This window comes from Streptomyces sp. APSN-46.1 (assembly GCF_022815725.1).
GTDB lineage: Bacteria > Actinomycetota > Actinomycetes > Streptomycetales > Streptomycetaceae > Streptomyces.
In genome coordinates this window covers 575,766-593,446 of sequence record NZ_JALGRF010000002.1, presented here as the reverse complement: position 1 = coordinate 593,446, position 17,681 = coordinate 575,766, and the positions used below count along the sequence as shown (strand labels likewise).

Below are 17,681 nucleotides of genomic sequence, written 5' to 3'. Positions count from 1 at the left end.
ATCCGGCGCGGGTTCCGGCACAAGCTGCCACCGGCCCTGGCGGCATCTACGCGCGGCTGGAGGAACACGGCCACGTCGTCGCGGGTGCGCGCGCAGCTTCAGGAGAAGGCCCGCGCAGCCACGGCCAAGGAGTCGCATCGGATGCTGCGGACCGCTCTGACTGGCGCCGTTCGGGAGGAGTTGGTGACCCGGAACGTCGCGACGCTGGATGAGCCTCCCAAGGTTGAGGCGCGGGGACCTCTCGCAGCGTCAGCGCGTCGGGGGTGAGGCGTACGAGGACGATCCCAAGGGCTGGAGAAGGCGCCAAACGCTCCCGCCTGCCCGGGATTTGCGTTGCTCCTCTGCCCTGGCAGGGATGAAACAGGCGGAGATCCGGGCGAAGGCCGGGGAGAAGTGGAGCAGGAGACCTGGTACGTGTTCACGACGCGGACCGGGCAGCCCATCGAACTGCGGAATGTGTACCGGTCCTTCACCCGCGTGGCTAAGGACGCCGGGCTGAGGGTAGTTCGGCTGCACGACGCGGCCACGCTGTTGACCGCCGCCGGAGTACCGCCTCGGGTCGTGATGGGGATCCTGGGGCACTCGCAGATCGCCGTGACGATGAACGTGTACGCGCACGTCGTGCAGGACACGCAGCGCGAAGCGATCGGGCACATGGACCGCCTGCTTCGGCAGCGTTCCGCCCGTCCCTGACCGTCACCGTTGATGTCAGACGTGGTTGTCATGTGGCGTCGATGTGGCATACGAAAGCCCCCGACCATGATCGGTTGGGGGCTGTTCGCTGGTGGGCGCGGACGGTTTCGAACCGCCGACATCTGCTCTGTAAGCTCGCCCAGCCCCCACCCAGCACCGACACGACGCAAGCCACAACGCCCCTGTCTGACCGCTCGGCGCTGCCAGCGTGCACCCACGTTGATGTCAGCTATGGATGTCAGCGGCTGGCCACCGACCAGGTCACTTCTTTCTCCGAAGCTTCTTCATCTTCGCGTCGGCTTCCTTCTTTTTCCGCTGCGCCACTCCGTAGCTCGACCAGCCTCCCTGGTGTAACTGGCACCGAGAACTGTTCATGATCGCGGGCTTGGTGCACCGACTCCCCTTGGTCGTCTGTGCACCGCACCTGGGCTGCGTCATCTGACCCCCACCTGATTCCGGCGGCTAGCGGACCCCGGGATGGTCTCGCCAAGACCGGCCGTCCGGGAGGCGCAAACACCGCGGACGGAAGCACGGCCGGCACACGACTCCGGAGGCCCCGCGCGTCCCACATGTTTCAGCAGGACAGGGGAAACAGAGGCGCCATGCCCCCGTACCAGTCCGGGTACGGGCCGTGGCCGCCCGCTGTCCACCGCTGAGCTGACTCCTGCTTGAGGCACTGCCGTGCAGAGTCCGCGGTCGTTCATGTGTACTCCGGGAGCTCCGCTTCGGCTCAAGAAGGCGGGTGCGGCCGGGGCGCCTGACTTCCGCCGCCGGGGGCCGGTCCGCCCCGTATGCACGGTTTGTCGCAGATCGTCGGCGCAGCGCCAGCCACTGCTCCTCTTTGAGCGAACTCCCTGGTCCACGGTGGCCGTCGGGTCCTGCCTAAGGCGCCCGAAGGCCTGTGCGCACCTGTACGGTTCTGCAGACACAGAACCGCTATTCACCTACGCTGAAGCTGCCGGGCTTTCGAGGGGGTAGCTTGCTCCACACTCGCATGACACGAGCACGACTCTACGTACTAGTGGACTCGTTCGAATCTGATGTACGTCGGATGATCTTGCGATTCATCCTTGACCACATGGGCGAGGTCGAGGCGCTGGGTGAGAGCTATCAGCGCGCAGACGATCGCCGCCGCGTGGATGCGAGTGATGACGATCTTTCAATTGTCGAATACTTGGATATGCGTGAGGCGTACGACATCCTTAACCGGCACCGCGAAGCGCTACCTGTGGAACTTGCCCGGGAATTGCGTCATGGAACGCCCAGGATGGACACACTCGTTCCGATTCGCAATCGCGTCATGCACGGACGTCCCCTTCAGGCTGGGGATGCCGAAAAGGCTGTAAGTGTCTGCTGGGAGTTCAAAAGCCGATTTTGGCCCACGATGCGCGATACGCTGGACAGGCTGGGCGCCGAGCCGGGCTGGGAGCCCGCCTTCAATGGCTCAAACCGACGGTACTCGGATCGCGTCCTCCATAATCTTCCACCGTTTGACTATGACGACACCGGTCTTATCGGCAGGTCACAGGCATGCGGTGATATCGTTAAGCATCTGCTACGGCGACGAGAGCCAATGATCACCATTACGGGTGAAGGCGGGATTGGCAAGACAGCCCTGGCCTCTGATGTGGCCTATTCGTTGTTGGACAATCCGGATTCCCCTTATGAATGCATCCTGTGGACCTCTCTTAAGACGGAGCGACTGACGGCCAACGGTGTGGTGGAAATTGCCGGAGCGGTGCGCGATATTACTGGCGCCACCCATACTTTGGGGAAGGTGCTCGCCGACGACTTCAAGGGCGGGGCACAAGAGCTGGCGGAAGCCCTTGAAGGCATCGAGACGTTGCTCATCATCGATAACCTTGAAACGGTAAGTGGTAGTGAGATTGTAACGCTGTATGAAACGCTACCCGATAACGTCACTTATCTCATGACGAGCAGGATCGGTGTAGGGCAGATTGAGCGTCGTATACCCCTCCCTCCACTCGAGAAAAGGGACGCTCAAACACTCTTCAGGTCTTTTGCTAGGGTTCGCGGTGGACGGGCAGGGTTTCTTGCGTCACTTAAGCCGGAGACTGTCGATGAGATCATTACTCGACTCCGCTTTAGCCCGCTTGCCATTCGATGGTATATTCTTTCTGTCGAATCGGGGCGAGAGCCGCACCCCACCTTGTCTGGCCAAGACGAACTAATCGATTTCTGTGTTAGGTCAGTGTTTGACGCCTTGAGCGAAACACCGAAAACGATTCTCTCTGTTCTGTTTGCTCTCGATAGGTCGTCGACGTTCGACGAGTTGGCGGTCCTTACAGATTCGCCGATTGATGATCTGAATCTAGCGGTGAAGGAGCTCAGTGCGGGCTCTCTTGTGAGCCAAAAGCCTGACCCTGAGGACCAGTTGGTCTCGAGGGTTCAGATCACGGAGGCAGCACAACACTTCTTGCGTAGGGTTTCCCCCCCGCCGAAGGCTGATATCAGCAGGACCCTATTGCGGGAGCAGGAATTCAAACGCTCAGAGGAACAGCGTCGCACGGAGGCGAGTAAGCGACAATTCGCTCCAGGTGCCGTTAGAGTGCGTTCGTCACACGACGAGCCCACAGCGCATCTACTCCGGCTCGCGCTGGCACAATCGCGTGTGTCGATCGACCGTGCTCAAAATTACCTGGATCGGGCACGGGCATTGAATCCAGAATTTTGGGAAGTGGATCGGGTTGAAGCTTTCATCCTCTCCCAGAATGATCAAATAGATCAGGCCACTTCGCTCTATCGTTCTGCCCTGAGGAAGGCTGACGAAGCCGGCAGGGCGATCATCTCCTACTACTTCGCGGGCCACCTCGGCGGTCGAGGTCATGACGTGGATGCCGCCCTCCCTCTGGCCGCTGCCGCCCACGACTACTTGCAGACTGCTGACACTGCGCAGCTGCTGGGTAAAATCAACCTCTGGGCGCGAAACTATGAGGAGTCCCAGATCCACTTGGAGTGGGCGCTTGACAACATGACTGGGCGAGGAAGGCTTCGCCTAATCATTATCACCAGTCTGGTGGATTCTTGGCGTCGGTGGTCTGAGTCGCTTCTCGAAGATGATCGGCGACCCATTGAAGCCGCACACAAAGCATCCGCAGGTTTTTCGCAAGGTGTCAAAGAGCTGGACTCGGGGGCCTGGGATCAGCGACTCGCCGAGATGATTCTGGAAAGCGCAAATGCGTTCCTACGGTCGGTTGGTGAGCTCGGCACCTTTCCCTCTGTTTTCGAGGGCGATGCGGTTCGGCTTCTGAAAGGGGTAAAGCGGCATTCCGTGCTTTTTGAGCGCTGTGCGGCATGGCGCCACTTTCCCGGACGAGTTGGTAGGCTTTATCGATTGGCGGGGGTCAGTCAGGAGGTTTCGAGTCTTTGTGAGAACCTGGTGCACGTGGCCAGGCCCAAGCCGGATGGCGCTATTGAGACATCTCCACAAGGGATCGTAAAGGCTTGGCGGGGAACCTATGGCTTCATTTCGCACCCGGACTACCCAAGCGATGTATTCTTTCCGGGATCGGTCGTGCAAGATGGTCATGGTGTGAAGTGGGATCCGGTTAACCCTGTCGGGGTGCATGTTGTTTTCGAAGTCGACGAGCATGGGAACGAGGACCGTCCGCGGGCCAACTATGTAGCGCCCGTATCCGTCGACGAGTGAGCCTAAGTGTTCGCATCTTGGCGGATGAGCTCCGGAGTTTCCTGGCGCCAGCCATATGGCCGCCCTGCTGTCATCCCGTCTGCCGTCGACCCACACGGAGTGATAGCAGACCAGGCTTCTTGGACTTCGACGCCGCGACGGAGCGATTGCGGCACTCGCGGCGGATGCACGGTGTGCACGTCAAAGCCCTGAAGCCCGGGTTCTTGGAAGTGCGGCTGATCGCATACGACGTCCTGCGACGGGTCCAGATGCCGCGCAAGGTACCGGCTGAACTGCTCCAGGTGCCGATCGCGCTTCGGGCCGATGGTGCGGTCGCCCCCTCTCGCCTACGGCGGGAGGGGGCGCTTTCGTGCGTTCTGGATCACACAGAAGTGGCCTTGCCGCCTACGCTGTTCAGTGTCGAGCTGCACAGAGAAGGGGCAAGGCCGTGTCATCTGATGCTACCCCCGACCCGTACGACAACCCCGTCGTGTTCGGGCAACGTGTCCAGATCTACCGCAACCGCCGAGGCATGACCCGCGAGCAGCTGGCCGGACTCCTCGGCCATCACTCCTCGTGGGTCAAGAAGATTGAGACCGGGACCATGAGAATGCCGCGACTGCCGGAGATCCTCCGCATCGCTGAAGTCCTGTGTGTGCGCCGCCTGAACGATCTGGTGGGCGACGTCGGCGCCGAGCCGCACACTGACCTGTTCCTGGGCCCCGGACACGACCGGCTCCCTGCCGTCCGCGCGGCACTCTCCACGTACCCTGCCCCCGGCGCCCGGGAGGCGCCCACGCAGGCGTTCCTGCGAGCCGCGCTGGACGCCGCGTGGGCGGCCCGCCACGACGCGCCGAACCATCGCGAAACCATCGGCAGCCTGCTGCCCGGGCTGATCCGTGACGCGCAGCTCAGTGTCCGCCAGGCCGAGACGGCCACTGACCGGCGGAAGGCGCTGGCGCTTCAGGCGGAGACGTTCTTCCTCGCTCAGTTCTTTGTCGCCTACCAGCCGGACCCGTCCTTGCTGTGGCGTGTGGCCGAGCGCGGGATGGCTGCCGCGCAGGAGTCCGAGGACCTGCACGCGATCGGCGTAGCCTCCTGGCTCTCAGCGCAGGCGCACCGCGACTCGGGGCCCGGACACTACGACGAGGCTGACGACGTGGTCATGCAGGCGCTGCGCCTGCTGGAGCCCGGCCTATCCGACGCCTCCCTCGACGTGCAGGCCATTACGGGCGCCCTCCGCGTCGAGGCCGGGCTGACCGCGGCGAAGCGCCGCGACACCGGCACCGCGTGGGGGTGGTGGGATCGTGCGGGCGGCATCTCCAAGCGGCTGCCCGCCGACTACTTCCACCGGGTCACCAGCTTCGGCCGGGCCGTGATGGGCGCGCACGGCGTCACAGTGGCGGTCGAGCTGCGGGCCGGCGGCGAGTCGGTGCGGCAGGCCAACCGGGCTGAGGCCGACGCGATTCCGTCGCGGCCGCGCCGGGCTCGGCACCGGATCGAGCAGGCCCGCGCCTACTACCTCGACGGGCAGCAGGAGACTGCGCTCGCAACGCTGGAGCAGGCGCACGCGGCCGCGCCGGAGACGATCCGCTACAACGGGTATGCGAGGTCGATCGTGTTGGAGGAGACGACGTCTCGGCTGCCGGATCGGCGCCAGAGGGCAAGCCAACTGGCTGTGGACATCGGCCTGCTGGCTGCGTGAACCGAGGGGGCCCGGATCGGGCCCCTTCTTTTCGTTACGGGCACCTAACGTCGTGTCACCACCCGTTGACGACGGTAGGGAGCACCCGGCATGGCCAGCACGCGCGCCGATCTGACCACAGGGACAGCCCTCGTTACGAGGGCCCTCGTCCCCTACGCCCAGAAGCCGAACGAACCCGAGATCGCGGCTCTCGTCGATGACCTGCTGACGCACGGCGCGTACCTCACCATCGACGTCGCCCACCTGCCCGAGGCGGCCGGCGCGTTGGACGACTGGCACACGCTCACCACGGCAGGGCCCGAGGCCAGCGCGCTGGGGAACTGGAGCCACTGCCGGGCACTGGCCCGGACTGTCCGGACCATGCACCGCGTGCTCGTCGAGAGCGCCTGCGGGACCGCGTTCGTGGGGCGGCCGGGGCTGCCGCCGCTCGCGCCCGAGCGTGGCGCCGGGCATCCGCAGTGACGGAGGGCGTGCGGCAGGCTCTGTACGTGGCGGTCCTGCTGGGCCTGCTGGCGCTCATCGTCGTCGGCGTTACCCACTGACTCCCGCCCCTTTCCGGGGCGGGCATCCTGCACCACTCACTGAAGTGATAGGAGAACGACATGGACATGAGTGACGGCAAGCACGGCGGACAGCCCTCCGACAAGCCGTGGACGCCTCCGCCGGGCCCCCCGCCGAGCCCCGACGGCGACGGCTCGAACAAGTCGACCCAGTGAACCGCAGCATCTGTCGGCAGTCGCTGACGGTCATGGGCCTACTTCGTGACCCATGGATGGCGAAGGCCTTCGATTCGGTCGAGCGGGAGCAGTTCGTCCCGCAGACCGTATGGCTGCCGGTGAAGGACTCTGACGGCCTGTGGCAGTTCGTGGATCGTGACGCCGACCCTGGTCTGTGGGAACAGGCCGTTTGGGGCCCCCATCAGTCGGTTGTCACTCAGCTGGACGACGGTGACATCACGGCCTCGGGTCCTGCGTCCGGCGACTTCACGTCGTCGGTGTCCGCCCTGGACGTGGTAATGCGGAAACTGCGCTTTCTCGGCCTGGAGCCGCATCACCGGGTCCTGGAGATCGGCTACGCCTCCGGCTATCACACCGCCCTCCTGTGCGAGCGTGTGACGTCGGAGCGGGTCACGGCCGTGGAGGTGGACGAAGCCCTTGCGGACTGGGGGGCATCGAACCTCAAGGCGGCCGGGTACGCGCCGCATCTGGTCTGCGGTGACGGTCTGGAGGGGGTTTCCGTGCGAGCACCGTTCGATCGGATCATCAACACGGCATCCCTGCGCCGTGTCCCGCACACCTGGGTTGAGCAGGCTGCCCAGGGCGGCGTGATCCTCACCCCGTTCGGCACCACGTACAGCAACGCAGGACTGCTGAGGCTGACCGTCGATGGGGATAAGGCCGAGGGTCAGTTCGTCGGCGGGGCCTCGTACATGTGGATCCGCGGCGAGCGACCGACGGTTGACATGCAGATCTCGGGGGACCCGGTCAGCCGGCCGTCACCCATCGACCCGGCGAAGGTCCTGGGGGGTACGTACTTCCAGGACTTCGCCATCGGGCTGCAAGTGCCCGACGTCACGTACTCGCACCGCGGGGAGGGCGATGGCCGGAGGGTCCAGTTCGTCGATGAGGCCGGCACGTCGGCCACCATCGTCAGCTATGGCGACTGGTGGGAAGAGGACGCGGTTCGCTCGTGGGGACCGCGTGATCTGTGGGCGGAGGTGACGGCGGCGTACACCTGGTACGAAGAGCACGACCGGCCGCACATCACCCGCTTCGGAGTGACTGTTGATGGGGGTGGCCAGTACACGTGGCTCGATAGCCCCCGTCAGCTCGTGGGCTCCTGAACCGTGGCCCCGGCCGGTCCCCTTCCGGCCGGGGCTACTCCCTGACCAGCTCCGCGAGCGGGACACCGATCGCGTCGGCGATGAGGATGAGCGTGTCGAGGAGCGGGGACGCCTGGCCCTGCTCGATCCGTACGTACGTCGCGCGGTCCATACCGCCGGCGCGGTCGGCCACGGTCTCCTGCGTCAGCTTCCTGCCCAGCCGGGCGGCCCGGATCTGCGCTCCGATGCGCTGGCGTCTGGCGAGGACGTGAGCGGGTACAGGGTGGGCACGGGACACCCGTACACGCTGGCGTGATCATGAACCGATGTATGTAGGGTGCACCCTACATCCACGGATCCGGACTCCCGGCCTCCATATGCCCCACAGACTCACTCCCCGCGCATCGCGCCTCGGAGTGAGCAGGACGGTGCGCCGGCGTTCGTACATCCGCCGAGCCTGCCCGTCCTGGCCCCGATTTCGATCGGGGCGGCCGCCCGGTCCCCATCGCGGGGCCGGGCGGTTTAACGTGTACGGAAGAACCCCCCGGCGTAACGCGCCGGGGGGTTCTCTGCCTATGCGCCGGGCCTCCCCGCCACAACACACAGGATCCGAGCGGCGTACATCTGGCGCGCGTGGGGAGACGCACCGGCCCCGCTCGTCCTGCACTCTAACCCGATAAGACGCCAGCAGTGCACCCCCCAATGGGTGATGACCGAGAACCCGCACGGTGGCGATGTGGCGTCGATGTGGCGTCGGAGATGGGAAAGGCCCCCCGGTCGAACACGACCGGGGGGCCAACAACAGGCTTTCACCTGCTAGTTCCTACTGTGGGCGCGGACGGTTTCGAACCGCCGACATCTGCTTTGTAAGAGCAGCGCTCTACCCCTGAGCTACGCACCCGTGGCACATCGGCCCATGGCCGCCGCATGAGTGGACAGCCTACGTGACTCCTCCCCAACGGCTGGCGCCATGGGGCTTCTCCCTGGTCTGACAACCAAGGCCGGACAAGCCCTGCCCGCTGCCCGAAGGCAGGACGACAGCCTACATGGCAGGCGCACCCCCCACGCAAACCCGTTCCCGTGGGGGAGAATGGAGCGGGGCATGGCGGACGCGGCACGGGAGACGGATTGTGACGACGGCATCCCGGCGGTGGTTCGGCGGGCGGGACGAGAGTCGGCGGGCGGATGCGCAGGCGGCGAAGGATGCCGCCGCGGCCGCGTTCTACGAGCTGGATACGGCGCAGCGGGATCTGCGGATCTCCATCGAGACCATCGCCGCGGCGGACGGGTCGCCTGCCGCGCGGCAGGCGGGTGAGGGGTTCGTGGCGCTCGGTCGGCGCATCGACGAGGTCAGCCATGTCTACATCGAGGCAGTCGACGCGCATGACCTGGACCGGCCCGAGCTGGACGGCTCCGTCGCCGCGCGGGCCCGGAACGAGCTGATCCGGGCGCGGGACGAGCTGGTGCGGGTCAAGGGCGAGCTGGACCGGTTCGCGCAGGGGCTGCAGCCGCTGCTGGACAAGGCCGAGACGCAGTTGGCCCGGGTGGCGCCGGCCCGGGAGCGGGCGAAGGCCGCGCTGCTGGCGGCCAGTGACGCGCTCGACGCCGTACGGGCCAAGGGCATGCGGGCCGACGATCTCGCGGTGCGGCTGGCGGCGCTGGGGCCCGAGCTGACCAAGCTGAACCAGGGCGCCGGGCAGCACGGGGTGCAGGAGACCGTCCAGCGCGCCGACCGGATCCTGCGGAGCGCGGAGGCGATACGGGCCGAGGCCGCCCGGCTCCCGGAGCGCGCGGCGGAGATCGACCGGAGGCTGGTGAGCCTGCGGACCCGGGCGCAGGCCCTGCACAACCGGGCGGAACGGGTGGATCCGGTACTGAGCGAGCTGCGCCGCCGGTTCAGCGCGGCGTGCTGGCAGGACCTCCAGCACGTCCCGGACCAGGCCGTACGGGAGGTCGCGCAGGTGGAGGAGCGGCTGCGGGAGGCCGGCCGGGCCCGTGACGAGCAGCGCTGGACCGACGTAGGCACGCTGATCGAGGCGGTCCGGGCCTCCCTGGACGCGACCGACGAGGCGGTGTCGGCGGCGCAGGACCGGCTGACCCGGCTGGAGGCGGTGGCGCGGGACCCGCAGGAGGAGGTGCGGCGGACGCGGTTCGCGATCCGGGACGCGCAGCGGCTGGCCATGGCGGGCCGCAGCGTGCCCGATCCGCGGCATGCGCGGCCGCTGGACGGGGCGGTCGCCCGGATGGATCGGGCGCTGGCCGGGCTGGAGGGGCGGCACCCCGACTACTGGCATTTCCTTCAGGAGATGGAGGAGGTCCGGGCGGCTGTGGGCCGGGTGGTGGCGGACATGCGGGGCCGACGCGCAGTCGAGTGAGGCCGGAGTCCGAGTGAGGCCGGAGTTGTCCAGGGGTGGGCATCGGCGGATGCTGGAGGTGCTGGGAACGGAGCAGAGGAGGGCGGTATGGCTGCCCACATTTCCCACAGGCCGCGCGCGTCCCGCACACCCCAGGTGTCCGAGGTACCCCCTGAACCGCATGGATCTCATGGGTCGCATGGGTCTTATGCGCCTCATGCGCTCTACGGGTGTCATGAGCCCCATGAGCACTACGCGCCGTACATGCCCCATGAGCACCATGAGCCTTTTAAGCCCCACGCGCCAAGGGTCTCCAGATTGGTGCGACGCGCTCTGCATCCCGTCAATGCCCGGCTCGACGAGCATCTGCCCACCGATCACAAGCTCAGCAAGGTCTACCGGGTCGGCGCCGGCCTGACCGGGCTGCTGCTGGTCACCTTCGGAATCCTGGGGCTCATCGACCGGATCGGCTTCTTCGACACCGGCGGAGACACGGTGCTCGCGCTGAACACCAACGGCGCGCTGAGTGTCCTGTCGATCTGTATCGGCGGGCTGCTGTTCGTCGGGATGGTGATCGGCGGGACCTTCGCCTCCACCCTGAACATCGTGCTCGGGGTGGCGTTCATCCTGAGTGGGTTCGTCAACCTCGCGCTGCTGGACAGCGATTACAACTTCCTGGCCTTCGAGATCGAGAACGTGTTGTTCAGCTTCGTCGTCGGCGTGATGCTGATGTGGTTCGGGATGTACGGGCGGGTGGGCAGCGCCCTGCCGCACGAAAATCCGTACTGGCGTGCCCGCCACCCCGAGCAGGCGGCCCGGGAGGACCGGGTACGGGCCGGGAGCGGACGACCCGTGGCGCACGGCCGGGGACGACCCGTGGCGCACGGCAGGTGACGGCCCGTAGCACACCGGCAGGTGACGACCCGTAGCGCACCGGCAGGTGACGCACGTAGCGCACCGGAGCCGGCCCGTTTAGCCTGTGCGCATGCCTCGATACGAATACCGCTGCCGGACCTGCGACGACACCTTTGAGGTCAGCCGGCCGATGGCCGAGTCCTCCGCGCCCGCCGACTGTCCCGCGGGGCACTCCGACACCGTCAAGCTGCTGTCGGCCGTCGCCGTCGGCGGGACCAGCGGCGCCCCCGCGCCGGCCATGGGCGGCGGGGGCTGCTGTGGCGGAGGCGGCTGCGGCTGAGATGAGCTGCGTGAGATGACCCGATAGCCGTGATAGCCCCGACAGCCAGGCCGGCGCTCGCGCGCGACGGCCGGCTAGCGCTTGCGCGAGAGGGTCAGGCCGTCCGAGATCGCCAGCAGGACGGATTCCATGCGGGTGTCGGCCGAGACGTGGTCGTTGAAGGCGCGCACGCCCGCCGCCGCGCCCGTGGCCGTCTCGTCGAGCACCGAGCCGTGGAACAGGGTGTTGTCGGTGACGATCAGCCCGCCCGGGCGCATGCGCGGCACGAGCTCCTCCCAGTAGGCGATCTGGCTCTGCTTGTCGGCGTCGATGTAGGCCATGTCGATGTGCGGCTCCGCCGGCATGGCGCGCAGCGTGTCCAGCGCGGGGCCGATCCGCAGGTCGACGCGGTCGGAGACGCCCGCGGCTTCCCAGGCCCAGCGGCCGTACGCCGTCCACTCGTCCGAGATGTCGCAGGTGATGACGCGGCCGTCGGCGGGGAGTGCCTGGGCCATCGACAGGGACGAGAAGCCGGTGAAGGTGCCGACCTCGACGATGTGCCGGGCGCCGGTCAGCCGGACGAGGAAGGCCAGCAGCGGGCCCTGCTCCTCCGCCGACTGCATTCCGGCGGCGTCCGGGAACTTCGCGTACGTCGTCTCCACCAGCCCCCGCTGATACATGTCCAGCGGGGGGTTGTGGTCCAGCATGTACTGGTAGAGCTCGTCAGTGATCTTGGTGCTGTTGCCCTTGGTCATGATCCAAGTGTGCCGAGTCAGCGGCCCGCTTCATAGGCCGTGCGCACGAATACGCGCACGATTTCCTCGCCCGCGAGGACACCCGTCTTCGTCAGCGCCGTCACCGACGGCGCCGTCCAGCTCGCGTCGGCGAGTTCGCCGTGCCCCGGGCGCCACCCCCGGTCCGCCGCGAGCAGCAGGTCCGCGTCCAGCAGCGAGTCCCCGGCGGCCAGGGTCTCGGTCGCCCCCGTGCGCCGGGCCACCTCCCGCATCGCCGCGCTCTTCGTCAGCGGGCGCGGGACCGCGTAGATCTTCCGGCCCTGCAGGGACACCGTCCAGCCGCGGGCCTCGGACCACTCCACGAGGGCCTTGAGCCACTCGTCGGGGACCAGCGCCCGCTCCACCACCAGGTACGCGAAGAGGTCCTCCGCCACCCGCGCCTTGCGCAGCCACGCGGGATCCGCCGACGCGAGCAGGTGCTCGTGCACCTCCTCCAGCGGAGCGCACTCCCGCGCCAGCCGCGCCGCGACCTGGCGCCGCCAGTCCCGGTCCGGGACCCCGTCGACGAGGAGCTGCCCGCCGTTGGCGCAGATCGCGTACTGCGCGGGACGCCCGGGGAAGCGGATGCGCTGGTACTGCTTGCGCGTACGGGTGGTCGTGGGGACGAACACCACGCCCGGGTCGGCGGTCAGCTTCGCCAGCAGTCCCGCCGCCGTCTCCGTCATGTACGACAGCGGCTTGCTCTCGTGCACCTCGACGCACAGCAGCCGCGGGGCCACCGGGTCGGGCATGGTCAGCGCGAGGGCGGCCGTCGAGTAGATGAGCGTACGGTCGAGGTCACTGGCAATCAGGACAGTCACTTGGAGGCCACAGCCTTTCCGTCGGCGCCCGTGGCGCCGCGCGTGAAGCGGGGGTGAATGAGTCCTACGCACGTGTAGGGCAGCCCGTCGACCTCCTCCACCGGCACCCCGCGCTGCTCGGCGAGGAGCCGTACGTGGTCCAGGTCGGCTCCGGCTCCGCGCTGGGCCAGGATCTTCCATGGCACGCGGCGCAGCAGCACGCGCGTCGTCTCGCCGACGCCGGGCTTGACGAGGTTCACGTCGTGGATGCCGTACTCCTCGCTGATCCGCTCCACCGCCGCCCAGCCCTCCCAGGTGGGCGTGCGGTCGGCCGCGAGCAGCTCCTTGACCTCGGCCCCGACGGCCTCCGCCACCTCGTCGAAGCGGGCGGCGACGGTGTCGACGAAGTCGACGGAGACATCCGCGCCGGCGAGCTCGCGGTAGAACTTCGCGCCGTGGAAGTCGGCGGGCCCGACCAGGTCGGACCTCAGAACCGTACGCGAGATGAGTCCCGAGACGGTCGAATTGAGACAGGCGGACGGAATCAGGAAGTCCTCGCGGGTGCCGTACGTGGGCACGCACGAGCCGGGGTCGGCGAGGACCACGATCTCCGGGTTGAAGCCGGGGAACTTCGCCAGGGCCTCGCGCAGCTCGCGCGTGATCGCGCCCTTGCCCGTCCAGCCGTCGACGAAGACGATGTCGGCCGGATCGTGGTGCGCGGCGAGCCAGCGCAGCGCGTTGGCGTCGATGCCGCGGCCGCGCACGATGGAGACGGCGTAGTGCGGCAGGTCCAGGCCGTGCCGGGCGCGGGCCCAGCGGCGCATCAGCACGCCGACGGGTGTGCCCGCGCGGGCCAGGGAGACCAGCACCGGGGACGGGGACCGCTCGGCGAGGACGGTTTCGGTGACGGTGCCCACGGCCCGGGCTATTCGGGCCGCGGAAGCGGTCAGCGCGCTCTGGTAGAGCTCCTGGTAGCCGGGGCTCGGCTGGTACTCCACGGGCAGGGACTCGGCGTAGTGCGCGCCGCCCGCCTGGATGGCCTCCTCGCGCTCCTCGGTCGGGGCCTCCAGTTCGACCTCGGAGAAGTCCTGGAGCAGCCAGCCGACGTCCTCCGGGGCGTAAGAGGAGAACGCGGGCCCGCGCAGGGGCTCGGTCATGATCGGCTCCTGCCGGTCGTGGAGGGGTACGGGGGCCGGCGCGGGGGCGGGCGCGGGCGCGGGCGCGGGCGCGTAGGACGGTATGACGGCCAGCAGGACCCGGCCGGTGTGCGGGGCGAGGGCCGCCAGTAGCCCCGTACGCAGTTCGGGGGTGTCGCCGTGCGTGTCGACGACAGCGACGACGGTGTCGAAGCCGGCTCCAGCCGTGCTGAAGACGTTATAGGCGTACCGGTCGCCGGGCCCGTCCGCCGGGATGTCGTGGGCGGGGAAGACCAGCCGGGTGCGGATGGCGTAGCCGGGGTCGTCCACGGCGAGCACGGGCGAGCGGGTGGTCGTCGAGAACCGGACCTCGCGGGCCGCCCCGGACTGCTCCAGGGCCAGCGCGAGGCGCAGCGGCGCGTACATGAGCTCCTCGTTGCCGAGTACGAGGACCCTCCCGGGCTCCGGGCCCAGCGCGTCGGCGATCCGCCCGGCCAGCGCGGGCAGCGCCGCCTCCAGCCGGTCGCGGTGCGCGGGGGTGAAGCCGTGCCGGCCGCCGTCCGGGAGCCCGGCGGGCCAATGGAGCGCGACGCGCGTGACCGCCTCCGGGCCGTCTGCCGGGGCTCCGCCCCGGACCCCGCGCCTCAAACGCCGGCGGGGCTGATTTTCGCCGGCCGGGGTCTCGTACTCCTCGACCAGTGCCTGCCCCTTGGCCAGCACCCCCTCGGGGAGGCGGACCGTCCCGGAGGCGAGGGTGACGAGGTCGATGCGGGCCCCGAGGCCGGCGGCGAAGGCGGTGAGCCGGTCGCGGTCGGCCGGGGAGCGCATGTCCACGAGGGCGACGACGACGTAGTGCGCGCGGGGGTGGCGGGCGTGCAGGTCGGCGATGGTGTTCAGCACGGTGTTGCCGGTGGAGAACTCGTCGTCGACCAGCACCAGCGGACCGCTGCCGGCCAGCAGCTTCGGGTCCTCGGGCAGCAGCAGGTGTGAGGTGGCGTGCGAGTGCGCCTCCTCGAATCCGCCGGCGGGCTCCACACCGGCCACGGGGCGGCGGGTGGAGTGCAGGTAGGGGGCGAGGCCGAGGCCGTCGGCGACGCAGTGGCCGAGCCCGGTGGCGGTCTCGGCGTACCCGAGGACCACCGCCGCGGCGGCCGCGCCCTCGCCGTCGGCGTCGAGCAGCGCCCGGACCCGCTCGCCGAGCTCGTGTCCGGCGGCGTAGACGTCGTGCGGGGACCGGGGCACGTGCTTGCCCAGCACCTGCGAGACCAGCAGGTGCGCCCGCTTGGGGTTGCGCCGCAGTGCCAGCCCGAGGAGGGCGTCCAGCCGTGGGGCGGCCGGGGCGCCGCCGTCCTCCAGGCTTACGCCCAGCCGGTCCGCGACCCAGGTTCCCGACCACACCGTGTCGTCGATCTTCTTGCCTTTCTTCATGGTCAAGGCCTGCTCACACCTGGAGCCCGGCCGCCAGGAGGTCGACGAAGCCGACCTCCTCCTTCGCCACACCGAAGACCTCGGCGCGCAGCATGGTGCGCTCGGCCCAGGCCCGGTGGGGCTTCACCTCGTTCATCTTGTTCGTGTACGCGGAGCGCATGACTCCGCCGCCGTCGCGCTCGGGGCGCAGGATGTCCTGGGCGTCGCTGAACTCCTCGTGGGAGACCACCGACAGCGCGTGGACGGGTGTCACGTGGGCGGGGTGGATGCAGGTCTTGCCCAGCAGCCCGTTGGCCCGGTCGAGCTCGATCTCGCGGAGCAGCCCGTCGAGGTCGTGCTCGATGAGGGAGGTACGCAGTTCCTCCACTCCCTCCTCCAGGAAGGGGCTGCGGCGCAGCTGGGGCTTGAAGAGGCGCTGCTGGCTGCGGAAGTACTCCCAGACCGGGCCGGTGACGGTGAAACCGGTGCCGTCGGCGCGGCTGAGGACGTTGACGACGTCGGCGATGACGCCCGCGACGATCTGGACGTCGTAGGCGGTCATGTCGGGGGTGCGGCGCAGCCCGTAGGCGGAGCAGAAGTCGGTGACGCCGAGGCGGAGGGCCAGGACCCGCTCGCGGTAGTCGTTGACGGTGCGGGAGATGCCGGAGAGGGTCTCGACGCGGGTTTCGAGGTGCAGGAGCTCGGGGGTCTCCAGGACCGGCATGGCATACAAGCGGGAGTGGCCGCTCTCCGCCTCCGCCCGGGCGACGGCGTCGAGGAAGGCGATTCCTCGGTGCTCGCCGAACTTGGGAAGGACGAATCCGGCCAGTCGGCGCGCTGAGCCGCCGAGCCGGCGCACCAGGTCGGGAATCTGCTCGGGTTCGCGGACGCGGATGAACAGGAGCGGGTGCTCGCCGTCGTCGCCGTCGAGCTCGGCGAACTGCCGGACGAGGTTGGCCTCGCCGCCCTCGACCTCGGCGTCGCCGATCGAATCCTCCAGGCAGAGGACCATGGAGACGACTCCGCGGGCGGCCTGCTTGCGGATGTCGGCGGCGAGCTGGGGGCGGGTGGCAGGGCTGTAGAGGGTGGCTCCCAGCGCGGCGGCGAGCATGCGGGCGGGGGAGGCGGCGGTGAACTCGGCCGGCTCCTGGTGGAAGAGGTCCTTGCGGACCGTGGGCGATACGTGCCCGAAGTGACGCATGTGCTTCCCCCGTACTGCCTCGGCGGCCGATCTGGCATGGCCGGTAATAGTACGTACGAATGTGGTTCAAGAGTTCCTCAAGCACATGAAGTTCAGGTAACCCCCATGCACCATGCCCACGTCTTCGGGATCGGACAAGGCTCTACGGGGGGCCGCATTGTCCGGCTCGGCCCCGGGAGGGCAGGATGACGGGCATGACGCACGCGATGCAGAAGGGCTCGAACATCCCGGTGGCCGCCTCGGCGGTCCGGGCGGTGCTGCGCTGGACCACCGGCCCCGAGGTGCCGGACGTGGACGCCTCGGCGCTGCTCGTGGGGGCGGACGGGCGTGTGCGTTCGGACGAGGACTTCGTCTTCTACAACCAGCCCCGGCACCCCTCGGGTGCCGTGTGGCGGCTGGGCAAGAAGCAGATCGGCGACGGGATCACCGACGCCGTGCAGGCGGACCTGCGCGCCGTGACGCCGGTGGTGGACCGGATCCTGGTGGTCGCCTCCGCCGAGGACGTGCCCTTCGAGCGGGTACGGGACCTGCGGATCCTGCTCTACGACGCCACCGCGACCGGCGGCTCCGAGCCGCTGGCCTACTTCGACGTACGGCCCGAGACGGGCGCCGAGACGGCGCTGATCTGCGGGGAGCTGTACCGCCGGGGCGAGGGGTGGAAGTTCCGCGCGCTGGGCGAGGGCTACTCGGACGGCCTGGTGGGGCTGGCGACCGACCACGGGATCTCCGTGGACGAGAACGCCGCCGACGAGGCGGGGGCCGCCGGGCCCGCCGGGCCCGCGACCGGGCCGACCGCCGAGCAGACGGCCGCGATGCGCCCGCCGGCGCCGCCCACGCAGGCCCCGCCGGCCGCGCAGCCCGCGTACGGGTATCCGCAGCCGGTCTCCCCGGTGCCGGTGCCGGGTCCGGGCGGGGACCCCACGTTCCGGCTGCCGGTGCAGGGCCCTCAGTTCATCCGCCGCTGACG

13 protein-coding genes, 1 tRNA gene and 1 pseudogene are annotated in these 17,681 nt (G+C 68.6%); 9 read left to right on the top strand and 6 right to left on the bottom strand.

What is annotated here, in order from left to right; translation table 11 throughout:
• Positions 1-24 precede the first annotated feature (24 nt).
• The 5 genes and pseudogenes from MTF65_RS30475 to MTF65_RS09260 form a co-directional block, all read left to right on the top strand.
• A pseudogene (locus tag MTF65_RS30475) lies at positions 25-693 on the top strand (tyrosine-type recombinase/integrase); the annotation flags it as partial.
• A gap of 1,021 nt (positions 694-1,714) precedes the next feature.
• A complete protein-coding gene (locus tag MTF65_RS09275) occupies positions 1,715-4,363 on the top strand; it encodes an NB-ARC domain-containing protein (protein ID WP_243627982.1) in 2,649 nt (882 codons plus the stop codon).
• A gap of 427 nt (positions 4,364-4,790) precedes the next feature.
• Positions 4,791-6,047 (top strand): helix-turn-helix domain-containing protein, encoded by a 1,257-nt coding sequence (locus tag MTF65_RS09270; protein ID WP_243627981.1) that lies wholly within the window; start codon positions 4,791-4,793, stop codon positions 6,045-6,047.
• Positions 6,048-6,137: 90 nt separating this feature from the next.
• On the top strand, positions 6,138-6,509 hold the full coding sequence (locus tag MTF65_RS09265) for a DUF6415 family natural product biosynthesis protein (RefSeq protein ID WP_243627979.1): 372 nt from the start codon (positions 6,138-6,140) through the stop codon (positions 6,507-6,509).
• Positions 6,510-6,819: 310 nt separating this feature from the next.
• Positions 6,820-7,890 (top strand): protein-L-isoaspartate(D-aspartate) O-methyltransferase, encoded by a 1,071-nt coding sequence (locus tag MTF65_RS09260; RefSeq protein ID WP_243627977.1) that lies wholly within the window; start codon positions 6,820-6,822, stop codon positions 7,888-7,890.
• 34 nt (positions 7,891-7,924) lie between these two features.
• Here MTF65_RS09260 and MTF65_RS09255 read toward each other — a convergent pair whose 3' ends face one another.
• Together MTF65_RS09255 and MTF65_RS09250 are read right to left on the bottom strand one after the other, a co-directional pair.
• The gene (locus MTF65_RS09255; protein WP_243627975.1) at positions 7,925-8,167 is read right to left on the bottom strand and encodes a helix-turn-helix domain-containing protein; all 243 of its coding nucleotides are present in this window, start codon (positions 8,165-8,167) and stop codon (positions 7,925-7,927) included.
• Between the two features lie 531 nt (positions 8,168-8,698).
• A tRNA-Val gene (locus MTF65_RS09250) sits at positions 8,699-8,770 on the bottom strand.
• Positions 8,771-8,999: 229 nt separating this feature from the next.
• On the opposite strand from MTF65_RS09250, the gene MTF65_RS09245 reads away from it, so the two are divergent.
• The 3 genes from MTF65_RS09245 to MTF65_RS09235 all read left to right on the top strand — a co-directional run bounded on the left by MTF65_RS09245 (position 9,000) and on the right by MTF65_RS09235 (position 11,418).
• Positions 9,000-10,244, top strand: a complete 1,245-nt coding sequence (locus MTF65_RS09245; protein WP_243627973.1) for a hypothetical protein — start codon at positions 9,000-9,002, stop codon at positions 10,242-10,244.
• A gap of 243 nt (positions 10,245-10,487) precedes the next feature.
• The gene (locus MTF65_RS09240) at positions 10,488-11,117 is read left to right on the top strand and encodes a DUF4383 domain-containing protein (protein WP_243627972.1); all 630 of its coding nucleotides are present in this window, start codon (positions 10,488-10,490) and stop codon (positions 11,115-11,117) included.
• A 91-nt stretch (positions 11,118-11,208) separates the two neighbouring features.
• Positions 11,209-11,418 (top strand): zinc ribbon domain-containing protein, encoded by a 210-nt coding sequence (locus MTF65_RS09235; RefSeq protein ID WP_243627970.1) that lies wholly within the window; start codon positions 11,209-11,211, stop codon positions 11,416-11,418.
• A gap of 74 nt (positions 11,419-11,492) precedes the next feature.
• On the opposite strand, the gene MTF65_RS09230 is transcribed toward MTF65_RS09235, so the two are convergent.
• From MTF65_RS09230 to MTF65_RS09215, 4 genes are read right to left on the bottom strand one after another with little or no spacing between them, the layout of a single operon-like run.
• Positions 11,493-12,152, bottom strand: a complete 660-nt coding sequence (locus MTF65_RS09230) for an O-methyltransferase (protein ID WP_243627968.1) — start codon at positions 12,150-12,152, stop codon at positions 11,493-11,495.
• Between the two features lie 17 nt (positions 12,153-12,169).
• Positions 12,170-12,991, bottom strand: coding sequence for an HAD family hydrolase (locus tag MTF65_RS09225; RefSeq protein ID WP_243627967.1), 822 nt, complete (start codon positions 12,989-12,991; stop codon positions 12,170-12,172).
• A complete protein-coding gene (locus tag MTF65_RS09220) occupies positions 12,988-15,534 on the bottom strand; it encodes a phosphoribosyltransferase (protein ID WP_243628632.1) in 2,547 nt (848 codons plus the stop codon). Before MTF65_RS09220 ends, MTF65_RS09225 begins: the two co-directional genes overlap by 4 nt.
• Positions 15,535-15,547: 13 nt before the next feature.
• A complete protein-coding gene (locus MTF65_RS09215; protein WP_243627965.1) occupies positions 15,548-16,714 on the bottom strand; it encodes an HpcH/HpaI aldolase/citrate lyase family protein in 1,167 nt (388 codons plus the stop codon).
• 194 nt (positions 16,715-16,908) lie between these two features.
• Between MTF65_RS09215 and MTF65_RS09210 the strand changes: the two genes are divergently transcribed.
• The gene (locus MTF65_RS09210) at positions 16,909-17,679 is read left to right on the top strand and encodes a TerD family protein (RefSeq protein ID WP_243628631.1); all 771 of its coding nucleotides are present in this window, start codon (positions 16,909-16,911) and stop codon (positions 17,677-17,679) included.
• The last annotated feature ends 2 nt before the right edge of the window (positions 17,680-17,681 follow it).